Origin of the sequence: Okeania hirsuta (genome assembly GCF_003838195.1) — a bacterium.
GTDB lineage: Bacteria > Cyanobacteriota > Cyanobacteriia > Cyanobacteriales > Microcoleaceae > Okeania > Okeania hirsuta.
In genome coordinates this window covers 1-11,956 of the sequence record NZ_RCBY01000212.1, presented here as the reverse complement: position 1 = coordinate 11,956, position 11,956 = coordinate 1, and the positions used below count along the sequence as shown (strand labels likewise).

Annotated in this window: 13 protein-coding genes, 1 tRNA gene, 1 pseudogene and 1 other annotated feature; of the genes and pseudogenes, 10 read left to right on the top strand and 5 right to left on the bottom strand. The window is 37.7% G+C overall.

The window, feature by feature from the left end:
- Positions 1-94 precede the first annotated feature (94 nt).
- Positions 95-1,777 (bottom strand): chaperonin GroEL, encoded by a 1,683-nt coding sequence (gene groL / locus D5R40_RS25245; protein WP_124146813.1) that lies wholly within the window; start codon positions 1,775-1,777, stop codon positions 95-97.
- Positions 1,778-1,927: 150 nt separating this feature from the next.
- On the opposite strand from groL, the gene D5R40_RS36030 reads away from it, so the two are divergent.
- Positions 1,928-2,077: a hypothetical protein gene (locus D5R40_RS36030; RefSeq protein ID WP_161564669.1), complete on the top strand. Its 150-nt coding sequence runs from the start codon at positions 1,928-1,930 to the stop codon at positions 2,075-2,077.
- 488 nt (positions 2,078-2,565) lie between these two features.
- Here the strand turns inward: D5R40_RS36030 and D5R40_RS25240 are convergent, their stop codons facing one another.
- Complete coding sequence (locus D5R40_RS25240) at positions 2,566-4,326, bottom strand: EamA family transporter (protein ID WP_124146812.1); 1,761 nt, start codon at positions 4,324-4,326, stop codon at positions 2,566-2,568.
- Between the two features lie 629 nt (positions 4,327-4,955).
- Between D5R40_RS25240 and D5R40_RS38080 the strand changes: the two genes are divergently transcribed.
- The 9 genes from D5R40_RS38080 to rplL all read left to right on the top strand — a co-directional run bounded on the left by D5R40_RS38080 (position 4,956) and on the right by rplL (position 9,794).
- Positions 4,956-5,114 (top strand): hypothetical protein, encoded by a 159-nt coding sequence (locus D5R40_RS38080; protein ID WP_205127691.1) that lies wholly within the window; start codon positions 4,956-4,958, stop codon positions 5,112-5,114.
- 35 nt (positions 5,115-5,149) lie between these two features.
- The gene (gene rplS / locus D5R40_RS25235) at positions 5,150-5,533 is read left to right on the top strand and encodes a 50S ribosomal protein L19 (protein WP_124146811.1); all 384 of its coding nucleotides are present in this window, start codon (positions 5,150-5,152) and stop codon (positions 5,531-5,533) included.
- Between the two features lie 100 nt (positions 5,534-5,633).
- Positions 5,634-5,706 (top strand) — tRNA-Trp (locus D5R40_RS25230).
- A gap of 405 nt (positions 5,707-6,111) precedes the next feature.
- A complete protein-coding gene (gene secE / locus D5R40_RS25225; protein ID WP_124146810.1) occupies positions 6,112-6,336 on the top strand; it encodes a preprotein translocase subunit SecE in 225 nt (74 codons plus the stop codon).
- A complete protein-coding gene (nusG, locus tag D5R40_RS25220; RefSeq protein ID WP_124146809.1) occupies positions 6,333-7,007 on the top strand; it encodes a transcription termination/antitermination protein NusG in 675 nt (224 codons plus the stop codon). Before secE ends, nusG begins: the two co-directional genes overlap by 4 nt.
- Positions 7,007-7,432, top strand: coding sequence for a 50S ribosomal protein L11 (rplK, locus tag D5R40_RS25215; RefSeq protein ID WP_124146808.1), 426 nt, complete (start codon positions 7,007-7,009; stop codon positions 7,430-7,432). The genes nusG and rplK overlap by 1 nt, the downstream gene beginning before the upstream one ends.
- A 115-nt stretch (positions 7,433-7,547) precedes the next feature.
- Positions 7,548-8,264, top strand: a complete 717-nt coding sequence (rplA, locus tag D5R40_RS25210; protein ID WP_124146807.1) for a 50S ribosomal protein L1 — start codon at positions 7,548-7,550, stop codon at positions 8,262-8,264.
- A gap of 205 nt (positions 8,265-8,469) precedes the next feature.
- Positions 8,470-8,658 (top strand) — a sequence feature (ribosomal protein L10 leader region).
- 13 nt (positions 8,659-8,671) lie between these two features.
- On the top strand, positions 8,672-9,244 hold the full coding sequence (gene rplJ, locus D5R40_RS25205) for a 50S ribosomal protein L10 (protein WP_124146806.1): 573 nt from the start codon (positions 8,672-8,674) through the stop codon (positions 9,242-9,244).
- A 145-nt stretch (positions 9,245-9,389) separates the two neighbouring features.
- Positions 9,390-9,794, top strand: a complete 405-nt coding sequence (gene rplL / locus D5R40_RS25200) for a 50S ribosomal protein L7/L12 (RefSeq protein ID WP_124146805.1) — start codon at positions 9,390-9,392, stop codon at positions 9,792-9,794.
- Positions 9,795-10,089: 295 nt separating this feature from the next.
- On the opposite strand, the gene D5R40_RS38075 is transcribed toward rplL, so the two are convergent.
- The 3 genes and pseudogenes from D5R40_RS38075 to D5R40_RS25190 all read right to left on the bottom strand — a co-directional run.
- Entirely contained in the window at positions 10,090-10,236 is a 147-nt protein-coding gene (locus tag D5R40_RS38075) for a hypothetical protein (protein ID WP_205127505.1), read from the bottom strand.
- 63 nt (positions 10,237-10,299) lie between these two features.
- A complete protein-coding gene (locus D5R40_RS25195; protein WP_205127504.1) occupies positions 10,300-10,902 on the bottom strand; it encodes a prohibitin family protein in 603 nt (200 codons plus the stop codon).
- A 647-nt stretch (positions 10,903-11,549) separates the two neighbouring features.
- A pseudogene (locus tag D5R40_RS25190) lies at positions 11,550-11,956 on the bottom strand (Rieske 2Fe-2S domain-containing protein); the annotation flags it as partial.

Here is an 11,956-nt window from a genome sequence, read left to right as displayed (position 1 = left end):
TCTTCCCCTCCTGGGAGGGGGAGGGGCGAGGGGTGGGTTGTCTCCTGTCTCCTACCCCTACTAAAGAGCGCAAACCCTAAATAGACAGGCGAACTTACATCATACCCATACCAGGCATACCCATGCCGCCCATGCCGCCCATGCCGCCCATGCCGCCCATGCCGCCCATGCCGCCATCCATATCTGGCATCGCAGCTTTCTTCTCAGGTTTCTCAACAACCACAGCTTCAGTAGTTAATACCATACCAGCAATCGAACCCGCATTTTGCAACGCAGAACGTACTACCATTGCCGGGTCAAGAATACCAGCAGCAATCATATCTTCATATTCACCAGTTATGGCATTAAAACCAACACTGAAATCAGTAGAACGTACTTTCTCTACAACTACCGAACCCTCTGCACCAGAATTATCAGCAATCTGACGTAAAGGTCCTTCTAAAGCACGTTTGACAATATCAGCACCAATCTGCTCTTCCTCACTTAAACTACCTTTCAATTCATCAATCTTAGTCGCCAAATGAATTAAAGTAGTACCACCACCGGGCACAATACCTTCCTCTACAGCAGCTTTAGTAGCATTCAAAGCATCTTCTATTCTTAACTTGCGGTCCTTAAGTTCAGTTTCTGTTGCTGCACCAACTTTAATCACTGCTACCCCACCAGCTAACTTAGCGATACGCTCCTGCAACTTCTCCTTGTCATAATCAGAATCACTCTCTGCAAGCTGTCCGCGAATTTGAGCAATGCGCTTTTTCACTTCCTCTGCTGTATCCCCACCAGCAACAATAGTAGTGTTGTCCTTGTTAATAGTGATTTTCCGACCAACTCCCATCATATCTAAATCTGCCATCTCCAGATTCAGACCTATTTCTTCAGAGATAAGTTGACCACCTGTAAGAATAGCAATATCTTGGAGCATAGCTTTACGGCGATCGCCAAAACCAGGAGCTTTCACAGCAGCAACATTCAATACACCCCGTGCTTTATTCACCACCAAAGTAGCTAAAGCTTCCCCTTCAATATCCTCAGCAATAATTAAAAGAGATTGACCCGCACGAGCAACTTTTTCTAGTACAGGTACTAAATCTTGAATAGAGGAAATTTTCTTATCAGTGATGAGAATGCGAGAATTTTCAAACTCAACTACTAACCGATCTTGGTCAGTAATAAAGTATGGAGAAAGATAACCACGGTCGATTTGCATCCCTTCAACAACTTCTAAATCCGTAGAGAGAGACTTAGATTCTTCAACAGTGATTACCCCATCTTTAGTCACTTTATCCATTGCCTCAGCAATCATTTGTCCTACTTCTGCATCGCCACCAGCAGAGACCGTAGCTACTTGAGCGATCGCTCCTCCTTCTACTGGTTTAGCAACTGCTTCTATTTCTTTGACTAGCTGATTAATGGTTTTTTCAATCCCTTTACGCACTGCTACTGGGTTTGCACCAGCAGTTATGTTTTTGAGACCTTCTCTAATCATAGATTGGGCTAAAACTGTAGCGGTAGTTGTGCCATCTCCAGCAATATCTTTTGTTTTGGATGCCACTTCCTGAATAAGTCTAGCACCTGTATTTTCTAGGGGGTCTTCTAGCTCGATATCCTTGGCCACGGTAATCCCATCATTCACTATGTGTGGTGCGCCAAATTTTTTCTCTAATAATACATTTCTACCCTTTGGACCCATAGTGATTCGGACTGCATCAGCTAGGGAATTTATTCCTCGCTCTAGAGCGCGTCTGGATTTATCATTAAATTCTACAATCTTGGCCATATACTTTCTCCTATTGCTTCCAAATAAAAATTTAGCACTCGGTGAGGTAGAGTGCTAGTTCGTGGAAACCGTACCTATAGCAAAAGGCAGAAGGCAGAGGGCAGAAGGCAGAAGGAAAAATCTTGCTTTGTCTAGGTTTTAGGCTTTATATTGCTAAAACTCAAAAAATTCATTGGACAAAATGATTCTGTAGCTGAGTGGGAAGAGAGGGCAAAAAAACGAAAAGAATTCATCAATTCAGTATTTATGGGATGGCGATCGCCAGTTTTTCAAGGAACACAGCCTCTGGGAAAAGTATAATGTCGTGAATATAGCGGAAATTGCTGGAGATGGCTGTTATTGTCCATCTGTTAATGGCTTTGGTTAGACCAATGCTATTTTTAAAGTTTTTGCGGAACATCTAAAGTTCGACAATATTTAGATGTTTTGGTGTTGTTGAATGTTGAATATTTTTTGTCTGGAATTTATCTGAAAAAATCACAATTGTACATTCCATCAATAATAAATATTATTACCATTACAGCAACACCTAAACAGGGCTTACCGATTAAATCCAAAAGCACTGACAGATAAAGAATTTAGCCTTTTTAGGTAGAAAAAAATCCCTGGTTTTCAGTTGAAAACCCTCAAAAAATTAGGATATAAGGCAGAATAATAGCAGAAAAATCAAGGAACAAATATATCTGACTATCTTCTAATTAATTCCTTGTTTCTCCTCACTACTCTCTACTCCTGACTCCTGACTCCTGACTCCTACCCTTGTAATTTTCAGGATTTTTGAAACAAAATTAACTTGTTTTTTGCCTTGCTGCAAACATTCTTTCAAAGCTCATCGCAGCAACTCCAATAATCACCAATAACATTCCCAAAAGTTGTTTTAATAATAAAACTTCTCCAATAACCAAAAGAGCAAATAAAGCAGTCAATGCCGGACCAGAAGTACCAATTATAGATGCTCTTGCAGCTCCAGCAAATCTAATAGCAAAACTATTTAATACATAGCTAGAAAGTGTTAAAATTCCCAGAATAATACCACTAACAATTAAACCAGACCATACATTAACACTAGGGTCCATATTAATATTAACTGACCATTCTGTCGGTAAAGGCATCATCAAACCTAAAGCAGAAAATACAAAAATTCCGGCAAAATTCACTAAACTAAAAGGAATAGGATGAAGTTTTCCTGCTGACATTTGTGTGAGAATAACATACCCAGAAAAAGTAATTCCAGCACCCACAGCAGCCAAAATTCCTTGTTGATAATCACCCTCTCCACTAGGAAGAACTAAAAACCCTCCTATAACAATCAGAACCATAGCAAAAATTCTTATCATAGAAGGGCGATCGCCAAATAATCCCCAAGATACTAAAACAGTAATAATTGGATAAATAAAGAAAATTGTAATAGCAATAGCAGTAGGTATATTACCTATAGAAATATATATTAATACCTGAGATAAGAACAAAAAGAAAGCACTACCAATAACCTTCCACCATAAAGAAAAATCTTTGGATTTGATCAGGCGCTCAATATCGCTCCAAACCGCAGGATAGAGAAATGTTGCGACTATGGGCATCAACAACATTACTACAATGAGTCGTAGTAATAAAATTAACAAAGAATTACCAACATTAGGATTTATCAACCCTTCCACCGGAAATAAGCCGAAAATTGTACTAGGTTGTGGAGGCGTATTAAGGATAACTTTAATACAAACATTAAATAAAGATAACAGTGCTGCTGAAAGTAAAGCCAAAATCAAACCTACCTGAACTTGAGAAGCAGATTTTTTAGGTTTAGCAGTAGACTCAGTTTTGGACTTAGGGGATACTTCTGAGGACTCCACAGGAGATGTCGTCAACATTGATTTTCCTGAAGAAGTAGTATTTGCTGAGTTGTTAGACCCAGACTGAGAAACTTCATAAGTTCTAGATGAAACTGTATGATTATTTTCCAGTTGTGCCTGAAGACGACTGACCAAAGCTTCTAGAATGACCTCACCCTGCTGTTCCATACTACGCATACTATTTAACTGTACAGAAAGGTCACTTTGGTAACTATCCAACTCCTGTTTTAATGCCTCAAATGTCCCACTCACAACACCAGATAAAGAATCTCCAAATTCATTAGTAGTCCCATAATAGTTATTTGAAGGATTAGTCATTGGTAACTCTCCCCCTGGAATACCAGCTTGTTGTAGTCCCGGATCGACACTCTCCGTTAAATCTCTAATTTTTTGGCCTAACTGTTTTTGTAAGTTATTAGCTAAAACCTGGGCTAATTGTTTAAGCCATAATTGTTGCTGGGCTATTTGTCGCTGAGATAAAGATTCGAGTTGTTTAGATTGCAACTGTTCATATTGCTTTCGTAATTTACTGATATCCTCATTAAGCTGTTCTTTCTCGACTCTCAGTCTGTATACATCTTGGCTTAACTGATTTGTCAGATTTTGGCGAAAACTATCTAAGTCTTGAATCACTAATTTCAGGACTTCTTCTGGTGATTTGGGAGTTTCGGCTCCCTGATTTGGGGGTTGAGTATTCATTTTCCCTATAGGTCTTTTAACTAATACCGCGAAAAGTCCCACTCCATAAGGTACGTTGGGATTGGGGCAGAACTAATAAATATGTGGCAGTAATTCCCCACACAGCCCCTAATAAATCGCGGGAATTGATTGTGCTTTAATATAATAAATGCTGGAACTCCAGTATTAATCTCGATAACTAAGTGAATCTCAACAATTAGCCTGTGGAAGATGAGTATTTGCTTCCCTTGTATTTAGGCATTGGCTGTTGAATTAGGAAGCCCACTATAAACAAAGTTTGCTGTTGGGTACTTCACAGGAAAATTGGGTCTGAAGCCTCGTCCTCAAAGGAGGACTTTTCCTAAGATTTCTGTAGCAGAAAATATGCTATAATCTTTAAATTAGTTTCCTATGTTAGTCGCAGTTCTGCCCCAGCAAAACGTCAACCCACCGAAATCTATCGTTCAGTAGGAAGATCAGCGCCTTTAGGCCGGAGAGGATGTCAACTTTTACAGTTTCTTTCATATATATACTTGAATGAATAATGTCCCATTTTTATCGATCTGACTATTCTTTAACTGAATTTAGCTATAAAATTGGGGACATATTACCTCCACGATATCTCCACATTACATGATGATTAAGCTTTAATGCGGAAAGTTTATTTTTTAACTGAGATACTTTTCCTTGACTCAAATATTGACGAAGATGTCCAAGGTATAATCATCAAACTAGCAAAACTAATATTTGATCGGGAATGGGCAGTCTTTCATCATTTTGTTGCTGCTTGCATTGCTCATAATAATTGATATATAGTAATAGATTGTGAGTTTTAAAGAGTATTATGACAGCCCAAGAAATCATTCGCTCAATTGAAGCCGAGGAAATAGAAAACCTCAAACAAGGCTCGAAAAAGAAATTGCCTCAAATTTATGTAGGTGACACTGTAAAAGTCGGAGTCAAAATTATAGAAGGAGGAAAAGAAAGAGTCCAGCCCTACGAAGGTACTGTAATCTCCATGCGGAATGGAGGAATCAATGAAACTATTACAGTTCGTCGTGTTTTCCAGGGTGTAGGAGTAGAAAGGGTATTTCTGCTCCATTCTCCTAGAATTGCTAGTATAAAACTAATCCGTCGAGGTAAGGTGCGTAGAGCTAAACTTTACTACTTGAGAGAACGTATTGGTAAGGCCACCCGTGTCAAGCAAAGATTCGATCGTCCTTTATAGTCTCCAAGATGGTTTAAGAAATTATTTGGAACTTGATGAAAAGTTATGTTATACTAGATCAAGTAGAGGTCATTAAGATTTAATCTAAGGCCTCAACTATGCGCTCTTAGTTCAGTTGGTAGAACGCAGGTCTCCAAAACCTGATGTCGGGGGTTCGAGTCCTCCAGGGCGCGCTTAATACTTAAAGTTAATCAAGATATTCTTTCATCGTAGATATTTTTATATCTACCCAAATTAACCAATAATATTTTTGTATAGAGAATTTTTACTAAGGCAAAGGTTTCCTAATTATTTCTATGCGAATTTTACTGCTGTCGCTGACATCAAAAGCAGTTATTAATTGCGGACAATATTTGTGCTATAGTAAGTAGATTGCTGAGACTCCAGTGTATAAATGTAATATTATCAGAATCTTCCTTGAGATTCTAAGTCGTACCGATGAACTAAGAATCTGAATCTATAAAACAACCATTAGCAATAGTATTTGGGAAGACTATACAGTAAATACAGTAAAAAATCCCAACAATTAAGTATAAGTAAATAAATTGAAAATCCAAAACTTAGGGAGATAAGTTATTGTGGCCAAAAAAGAGGAAGTTAGAGTACAAGAAAACAAGGAAAGTTTCCAGCTTCTAGCTTTTTTCAAAGAAACAAAAGAAGAACTAGATAAAGTAGTATGGCCAAGCAGAGAGCAGCTCATCAGTGAGTCTGTTGCTGTACTGTTAATGGTTATTCTCTCGGCAACAATCATTTATCTAGTAGATGAGTTCTTTAGTTGGGCAGCTGGGGTGGTGTTTGGATGAAATTATATCCTGAAGAAACACAAGACACAACGCAATCAAACCAGGGGGAAGAAAAGCCCAGAGAGTTTCTCAAAGGAGAATTACGATGGTATGCAGTACAAGTTGCCTCTGGTTGCGAAAAACGAGTTAAGGCTAATTTAACCCAGCGTATTCAAACTCTTGATGTTGCAGATAAAATATTTAAAATAGAAATACCTCATACACCCGCAGTTAGGCTTCGTAAAGATGGCAGTCGCCAACATAGTGAAGAAAAAGTTTTTCCTGGCTATGTATTAGTACAAATGAGGCTAAATTGGATAGAGGAACAAAAAAAATGGACAATTGATGACGAAGCATGGCAGGTTGTCAAAAGTACCCCACATGTGATTAACTTTGTAGGGGCTGAACAAAAGCGTCGCTATGGAAGGGGTCGTGGTCATGTTAAGCCGTTACCACTGAGTCCTTCAGAAGTAGAAAGAGTCTTTAAACGAGCTCAAGAGCAAGACCCAATGCTCAAGGTGACAGTGGCAGAAGGAGATCATATTACAGTTCTCTCAGGGCCATTCAAAGAGTTTGAAGGTGATGTAATTGAAGTAAGTCCAGAAAGAGGTAAATTGAAAGCGCTATTATCCATTTTTGGACGAGATACGCCAGTAGAATTAGAATTTAATCAGGTAGAAAAGCATAAATAATGGCAAAAAAAGTCGTGGCGCTGATCAAGTTGGCTATTACGGCGGGAAAGGCTAACCCTTCTCCGCCTATAGGTCCTGCTTTAGGTCAGCATGGTGTGAATATTATGGCGTTTTGTAAAGAGTATAACGCCAAAACTGTAGACCAAGCTGGTACAGTAGTTCCAGTAGAAATCTCGGTTTATGAAGACCGTAGTTTTACTTTTGTTCTGAAAACCCCTCCTGCAGCAGTCTTAATTAAAAAAGCAGCAGGTGTAGAACGTGGTTCAAGTGAACCAAATCGTACAAAGGTAGGCTCAATTACAAAAGCTCAATTGCAAGAAATAGCCCAAACAAAAATGCCAGACCTCAATGCTAATGACATTGAAGCTGCAATGAAAATTGTAGGAGGCACAGCTAGAAATATGGGTATTACTATTGCGGATTGATTTGATTAATTAATCCAATTCCCAAATATCTGTATTCTAAAGTAGAAATAGAAACAAAAGTAAATTGATATTAGGGGGAGAAGCAGAGCTTCGTTAAGTACCCCAGGAGAATAAAATGCCAAAAAAAGTCTCTCGTAGATTAGAAGAACTGAGAAAAAAAGTAGAAGAGCGACCTTATGAACCTGAAGAGGCGCTTCAAGTTTTAAAAGAAACAGCTACAGCAAAATTTTCAGAAGCAGCAGAAGCTCATATTCGCTTAGGGATTGATCCTAAGTATACAGATCAACAGCTACGAACTACAGTGGCCTTACCCAAAGGAACTGGTCAAACCGTCCGAATTGCAGTCATTGCCAAAGGTGAAAAAGTTAACGAGGCTCTGGCCGCAGGAGCTGACTTAGCTGGATCGGAGGAGCTAATTGAAGAAATTAGCAAAGGGATGATGGATTTTGATACCTTGATCGCTACACCTGATGTGATGCCTAAAGTAGCTAAACTAGGGCGTTTATTAGGACCGAGAGGTTTAATGCCATCTCCTAAAGGCGGTACTGTAACTTTCGATCTGGCACAAGCTATTGACGAGTTTAAGGCAGGTAAGTTAGAATTTAGAGCCGACCGCACAGGTATAGTTCACGTTATGTTTGGTAAAGCTTCTTTTTCTGTAGAAGATTTGCTGATCAACTTAAAGGCTTTACAAGATTGTATTGACCGTAACCGTCCTTCTGGTGCAAAAGGTCGCTATTGGCGTAGTATATATGTATCAGCAACAATGGGACCATCAATTGAAATTGAAGTTAGTGCCCTGCGGGATCTAAAATTAACAGCAGAAGCTTAATCTATATTAAATAAGTGGTCAGCTTTCAGCAGATTTTTTTTGAGATGCCTTCGTTTGCGGAGCATTCCGGAACGGAAAGGATATTTTAACTTGTCCAAGGGCTATCCGGCAGGTTGGAAACCGGGTATTTTTACCCAAAGCAATAAAAGCTGATGGCTAATGGCTAATCGCTGATAGCTAGTTAAATAAGATTTCTCAAGCTAAAATAATTAAAATCAAAGAGCTTAAGACAGCAGGTGCTAATAGCTTAATTTCCTGCCGAGGTTCAAGGATTAACAATTCAAAAACAGGTATAAGGGATTTTTGTCGAAATCTTTAATAAGTTACTTGTTTTGGATTCATAATTCTTTGCCCTGGCAGATAGTATAATCCGCCAGGGTTTTTGGTTTGTCAAGGAGGTGATAAATATGGGCAAAACGAAGGAACAAAAACAAGAGATGTTGGCAGACATCAAGCAAAACTTGAGTGAAAGTCAGCTAGCACTTGTAGTTGATTATCACGGACTATCCGTGGCAGAAATTACAGACCTGCGTAGACGACTACTGCCTACTGGTAGCTGTTGCTCTGTAGCTAAAAATTCTCTGATGGGAATAGCAGTTAAAGAAGATGCCAACTGGCAACCTATGGAACAGTTGTTGGCAGGATCTAATGCTTTCCTATTCCTAAAAGATGATATCGGCGGTGCTATCAAGGCGTACCAAGAATTCCAAAAAACCACCAAAAAAACAGAATTTAAGGGTGGTGTGATGGAAGGGCGACTCCTGACTCAAGATCAGGTTAAAGCGATCGCCGATCTACCATCTAAGGAAGAGTTACTTGCTAAAGTGGCTGGTGCTCTCAACAGTATAGCTACTAAGTTGGCTGTTGGTCTAAATGCTGTACCTACTCAACTTGCCACTGGTATTAATGAGGTTCCAGCTTCTGTAAATAGAGCTATTAAAGCAATTTCAGAAAAAGAACAACAAGGCGATGGTGCCTAACACAAACAACATGAATTTTTGACTAATATCCTATCAGTTTTATTATGAGAATAATTCCAGTAATTTAACTATATTAAAGGTAATAAAAAAGTCTAAATTCTAGCGAAAAAATAACTACAAACTAACAAAAAATAGGAGATTACTAATGTCTGCAAAAACCGACGAAATTCTAGAACAACTTAAGTCTCTTTCTTTGCTCGAAGCATCTGAATTAGTTTCACAAATAGAAGAAGCTTTTGGTGTTAGTGCTGCTGCTCCTGCTGGTGGCATGATGATGCCTATGGGTATGCCTGGTCCTGGAGGTGCTGCTGCTCCTGCGGAAGAAGCTGAAGAACAAACTGAGTTTGATGCAATTCTTGAAGAGTTTCCTTCAGATAAGAAAATTGCTATTCTTAAAGTGGTTCGTGCCATTACAGGTTTGGGTCTGAAAGAAGCAAAAGATTTGGTAGAGTCTGCACCTAAGCCAATTAAAGAAGGTATTGCTAAAGAAGCTGCTGAAGATATTAAGAAGCAATTAGAAGATGCAGGAGCTAAGGTGACAGTTAAATAGTTATCTTTGGGAAAATATTTAGTGAATAATATTCACTATAACATTAGACAAATTTCTCTATAAACTTAGAGAATGTTGATATTTTTTTTACAGCCTGTATCATTGATATGGGCTGTTTTATCTGAAAATTATAGCGGTCTTGATTAAAATTAAAATTCCGCACGACAAAATATAGTACATGAATTTGGAAAAAACTTGAGACAGCAGTTTTTATCTTTTATCTTTGTTGTAAAATAATAGGTAATCTATCTTCGCCCCCACCAATAATAACCACTTTTGTATTAGGAGAAGCTGCTCACTTTTCAGTAGCTTCAATAGCTTTTAACTTCAAGACTTGTTCAGTTAATCCTTGAGAAAGTAATTTTTGAGCATTTGCCATACCTTGAGCTTCTATTTTTTTTCGTTCTGCCTCTTGACGTGCTTTTTCTAATTCAAATTGCATTCGCTGGCTTTCTTGTTCTGCCTTTAATTTTTCTTGAATTGCTTGTTGAATATTTCTAGGTAATTAAATATCTCTGAACAAAGCTGACTCAACTATAAAACCCAAAGGATTTAACTCTTGAGTAAGTTTTTCAAGTAAACTGTTGGCTATTTCCTGTCTTTTCTCACTATAAATATCTCTAGATTCATAGTTGGAAGTAATTTCCCGAATTAGGGAACGGAATCGAGAAATAATAATTTCTTTTTCCTCTAAACCAATATTTTCATATACTTGTCCTGCTTGTTCAGGGTCAATTTTATATTGAAGACTGACATCTATTTGAAAGTTTAATCCTTCTTTGGATGTAGCAGTAACAGTTTCTTTTAAATCTTTGAGTCGAGTAGAAAATTTTATTACTTTAGCAAGGGGGTTAACTAAGTGAAGACCAGGGGTAAGCGTAGATTCAGAAACATTACCAAGTATTTCTACCACACCTACTTTACCTGCTGGCATAATTACCAAAAACTTACTGATTGTTTGATAAATAGAAATTATCGCAGCCAAAGAACCAATTAATAGAGCGAGGGCGCGTACTTTTTTTCTTTCTTTTTCCCCGGCAATATTAGGATTTGTCAAAGCTATAAGGAATGCCACCAAAGTAACGAGCAATGAGATGATTAATTCCATTGTTTTGATTGGGGATTTATTGAATTTTTACCGATTAAGGTGAGATAATTTTTATTGCTTAGGTAAAAGATTTAGAGCTAACTAACTAAGCATAATTAACTAGAAATATTACTAAACTGACATAGTATCATTCCAGTAATTACTTAAGCAAATTTTTATAGATTCTTCAAATTGTCATACGGAATTCAAGCATGGGAGCAAAATATTCCTAGTGATAAATAATTAGGGTTTTCTGAAAAAGTCTTATGTATAACGGCAGGAGTAGGGGTAATTTCCTACGGAATGCTCCGCAAACATGAATTACCCGTACAGGAGTCAGGAGAAATGGGAATCATAGAGGAGTTAGCCGAAAGAATTTTTCCTTGATTTTTTCGTCCTCGCCCAATGAAAATGCTAACTTTTTGCAGCTCTATAGACCAAAAAACTGGCACTTTTTTCGACCTAAAAAGGCTAAAGCTTTTATATGTCAATTCTTTGAGGATTAATCACCAAGCCCTAATTAAATTCTAACTTTTTATCAAAAATTTAAAGTATTTTATATTATTGATTCAGGAAATTGTTACCAAGAATTGGTGCGAATTAATCTATCAAAAATTGTAAAATATAGTTTTTTATTTTTAAACTGAAGTATCTGATATCCAAGAATTTTATGAGTAGAATTGACCCGCCCAACTTCGAGATTGACGCACAGGACCATCATCTTGATATAAAGGTGGATTATGAATATCTTTTTTATTCTCTAAAATACTCACATCTTGTTCAAAAGTTTCTAAGACATCCTGTTTTAACATCTTATTTAAAATCAAGCTTAAAGGAAAAGGTAGAACTTTCTTCACACTGTAAAATATTGCAATATCAAGATACTCATTATCTATTGGTGTTCCTGTAAAAATAGTTAACAAACCTAGCTTTAATTTTCCTTCTGTCCAGTAAAAACTCACATCATAAGCAGGTCCGTAATAAATAGTAGTAACTGAGCCATCTTCTAATACTAATTTTCCTGCTGCTAAAGAAGATAAATTATATTTCTGAGACATTCTATGAGTTAAAATTG

Bases quoted from the DNA above. Each gene is read 5' to 3' on its own strand.
- groL (WP_124146813.1), bottom strand. From the start codon at position 1,777: ATGGCCAAGATTGTAGAATTTAATGATAAATCCAGACGCGCTCTAGAG.
- D5R40_RS25240 (WP_124146812.1), bottom strand. From the start codon at position 4,326: ATGAATACTCAACCCCCAAATCAGGGAGCCGAAACTCCCAAATCACCA.
- D5R40_RS38080 (WP_205127691.1), top strand. From the start codon at position 4,956: ATGCGGAAAGTTTATTTTTTAACTGAGATACTTTTCCTTGACTCAAAT.
- rplS (WP_124146811.1), top strand. From the start codon at position 5,150: ATGACAGCCCAAGAAATCATTCGCTCAATTGAAGCCGAGGAAATAGAA.
- nusG (WP_124146809.1), top strand. From the start codon at position 6,333: ATGAAATTATATCCTGAAGAAACACAAGACACAACGCAATCAAACCAG.
- rplK (WP_124146808.1), top strand. From the start codon at position 7,007: ATGGCAAAAAAAGTCGTGGCGCTGATCAAGTTGGCTATTACGGCGGGA.
- rplA (WP_124146807.1), top strand. From the start codon at position 7,548: ATGCCAAAAAAAGTCTCTCGTAGATTAGAAGAACTGAGAAAAAAAGTA.
- rplJ (WP_124146806.1), top strand. From the start codon at position 8,672: ATGGGCAAAACGAAGGAACAAAAACAAGAGATGTTGGCAGACATCAAG.
- rplL (WP_124146805.1), top strand. From the start codon at position 9,390: ATGTCTGCAAAAACCGACGAAATTCTAGAACAACTTAAGTCTCTTTCT.
- D5R40_RS38075 (WP_205127505.1), bottom strand. From the start codon at position 10,236: ATGCAATTTGAATTAGAAAAAGCACGTCAAGAGGCAGAACGAAAAAAA.
- D5R40_RS25195 (WP_205127504.1), bottom strand. From the start codon at position 10,902: ATGGAATTAATCATCTCATTGCTCGTTACTTTGGTGGCATTCCTTATA.